Annotated in this window: 1 protein-coding gene and 2 pseudogenes; 2 read left to right on the top strand and 1 reads right to left on the bottom strand. The window is 62.6% G+C overall.

All coding sequences use genetic code 11. The features are described from left to right. Positions 1 to 748 (bottom strand): annotated as a pseudogene (locus H7965_RS29320) (IS5 family transposase); the annotation flags it as partial. A gap of 198 nt (positions 749 to 946) precedes the next feature. Here H7965_RS29320 and H7965_RS29315 point away from each other — a divergent pair. Further along, positions 947 to 2,380, top strand: coding sequence for an alpha/beta hydrolase family protein (locus tag H7965_RS29315; protein WP_186774021.1), 1,434 nt, complete (start codon positions 947 to 949; stop codon positions 2,378 to 2,380). A gap of 91 nt (positions 2,381 to 2,471) precedes the next feature. Then, a pseudogene (locus H7965_RS29310) lies at positions 2,472 to 2,615 on the top strand (IS5/IS1182 family transposase); the annotation flags it as partial. Positions 2,616 to 2,973: the final 358 nt, after the last annotated feature.

The raw sequence follows: 2,973 nt of genomic DNA, 5'->3' as shown, positions 1-2,973 counted from the left end.
TCCTTGGCCAGCCGTCGGCATCGGTTGAGCCAACCGATCGTGCGCTCGACGATCCACCGCTTCGGCAGCACGACGAACTTGTGGAGGTCGGATCGTTTGACGATCTCCAGGTTCACCTGACCGCAAACCGTGCACAGCCCGGCCTGGAACTTGGGACCTTGATATCCACTGTCGGCGTAGAGCTTGAGCAGGAATGGGTACAGGCCGAAGAGCGCCCCCATGAGCAGCACGCCACCGTCGCGGTCCTGGATGTCGGCCGCGTGGACGATGGCCTGCATCAGCAGTCCCTGGGTGTCGACCAGGACGTGGCGCTTCTTGCCCTTGATCTTCTTGCCCGCATCAAAGCCCGATGGGTCGATGCAGCGCCCCCTTTTTCCGCGCCCTTGACGCTCTGGCTGTCGATGATTGCTGCCGTCGGGCTGGCCTCGCGGCCAGCCTGCTCGCGGCACAGCACGTACAGCGCATGGTGGATGCGATCGAGCGTGCGGTCCTCGTCCCAGCGCCGCAGGTAATCATTCACCGTGCTCCGCGGCGGCAGGTCCTTCGGCAGCGCCGCCCATTGGCAGCCAGTGCTCAGGACGTACATCACCCCGTTGACCACCGCGCGCTCGTCAATCGTCCGCCTGTTGCCGCCCGGCTTCGCGGGCGGGATCAGCGGTGCGATGAGCGACCATTCTTCGTCAGTCAGATCGCTCGGGTAGCGCAGCTTGCCGCGGTCGTATCTCGGCCGATTCTCGGGCGTCCACATGACCACCCTTCTCCCGGCTCATACCATCCCAGGCCAGTCACAACCGATTCAGATGACTCGTCCTGTTCCCGGATAGACATTAAGTCACTTTTTCGTGAGGACACTTGCCGGGCGGCGTCGGGCGTTTGCTGAAACCGGGCGCGGCGCCAATGTTGGTTCGGTAAATAGTCCCGCGGGTCATAACTTTGCGGAGGAACGATGTCAGACTCCGTTTCAAGTCAGCCGATCCATCAGATCGAGACCGTTACTGTCGGTCCGTTTCCAATAACAAACGGCAATCCATGGGAGGAAGACGCCGAAGCAGTCGGTCCTCGCCTCTCCCAGATCATGTCTGATTACACGGCCAAGTATGCCGCGTTGGGGCAGCAAATCGTGTTCGTCGGGGGAGGTGAGCCACGTGGCTACAACTGGAGTCGTGCCAACGAGACTGAGCGCTTCACTACGTACGTGATCGAACCCCCAATCTTAATTTACCGAGAGGGCGAAGCGCCGCCGGACGACCCTGTTCTATTGTTCGTTTCTGACGCCGAGGTCAGCGTGCCGTTGGACGACCGCGGTACACCTAGCGGAGCCGACGAAGCCGCCTTCAACGTCAGTCTAAGCGCCTCGCCGAGCGAAGCGGTGACCGTTACCTACCGAGTCGCCCCCGCCGCTGAGTCGCAGTTGGTGGACGCTAACGAATTGGTCGGTTCCCTCACCTTCCAACCCGGCGGCCCGCTGCAACAGACGGTGCGGGTTGCCGTGCTGCCCGACCGCAGTATCGTGGATGCCGACCCGCCGCCGTTCTACCCGGCCGCGTCGTTCGACGCGCCGGACACCCTCGCGGAGGCGCAGGACTTCGTGGCGAACCCGCTGGTGGCCGACTACGCCGGGTTGAGTGACCTCGCCTACGCCCGCCCCGGCACCCCGTCCGTGGAAGGCTACGATCTCCGAGAGCGGATCAGTGGCGATTTTGCCGCCGACGTGCGCGTCGCCAACAAGGATGTTTCGCTGGAAGTAACTGGCGTCTCCGGCCCGGCCACCGTCGCCGACGGCAGCGGCGTCGGCACCATCCGGGACTTCGTGGTGGCGATGCGCGGTACCGATACGGGAAGCTTATTTTACTTGGTTGCCAACCTCATCAGCGATGCGGGCTTCATCCCGGAAATCGGCACAGCAATACTAGCTTCCTTTGTCCAGCGGTTAGAAACGGTGATCGACGGACTGCGCGCCGAGTTCCCGTTGGCTGACATCGACCTGACTGGGCATTCGCTCGGCGGCGGAGTCGCGCAGATCGTTGGGCGCAATACCGGCCTCGACACGGTGACCTTCAACGCCCCCGAGATTGCGCCGTCGATCTTCCGCTTCCTGCCGCCTACCGAAGCGGGCTTAGATACTGTGCCCCAATACAGCAACATTGTGAACATCCGCAGCGGCACAGACATCGTGAGCGCCCTGCCGCTCGGCGACCACCTCGGCGCGGAGATCGTGGTGGAAGGCGTCACGGGCACGAGCTTCTTCGACCTCTCCGGGCACTCCATAACGCCCTTGGCGGCCGAACTCCGCAGTGGGGCCACGGTCTGGGGACTGTCCACTAACGATGGGCGGCCGCCATTGCTGGCCCCGGAGGCCGACAACGTGTTCTTCTTCTGACGCAGGGGAGCCCAAGTATCCGCGGCTCCTCGACCTGCCACATGGTATTGTTATTGTTAATGCGTACCGAGCTTACGGTTCCTGTCACCCCATAGTCGAGCGGACGATCAGTTGGCTCAATCGATGCAGGCGGCTGGCCAAGGATTGGGAATGTCTGAACCGCTCTGCACTCGCCTTCCTGCGCTGGGCTTCGGTCCGCATCATGGTCCGAAGGCTATGCCAGAACACTAAATGATCTCGGATGGACACTCAGCAGATGGGGGTGGCCACCTAGGATTAGTGATGTCGGGCGTGGCTCCCCTATCGATTCCGGTCTCGACACTGCGCTATTGAGAGGGCTTGGGTCATCTTGGACTGCCCCGAAACCGCGACAGGCGGCCTGTCCAGCGCGGTGGCTGCGAACCTTTCAGGTGCGCCCAGGCCGGATCAATAAGAGCCCATCCGAAAAGGAATTGAGTTACCTGAGTCGGATGTGATTCCCTTCTCCTGCGGGCGATTTGTGGGGAAGCAGGATGGCGTGGACAGCGGAGCATCGGCGTGCGGCGGATCGGCGCGGGCTGCGCTACCCCTCCGATCTGACGGATGCCGAATGG

Source organism: Siccirubricoccus deserti (assembly GCF_014283215.1).
Lineage (GTDB): Bacteria > Pseudomonadota > Alphaproteobacteria > Acetobacterales > Acetobacteraceae > Siccirubricoccus > Siccirubricoccus deserti.
The sequence above is the reverse complement of the archived record's forward strand: the minus strand, read 5'-3'. Positions and strand labels throughout refer to the sequence as shown.

Coding starts and splice junctions, on each gene's coding strand:
- H7965_RS29315 (WP_186774021.1), top strand. CDS start 947: ATGTCAGACTCCGTTTCAAGTCAGCCGATCCATCAGATCGAGACCGTT.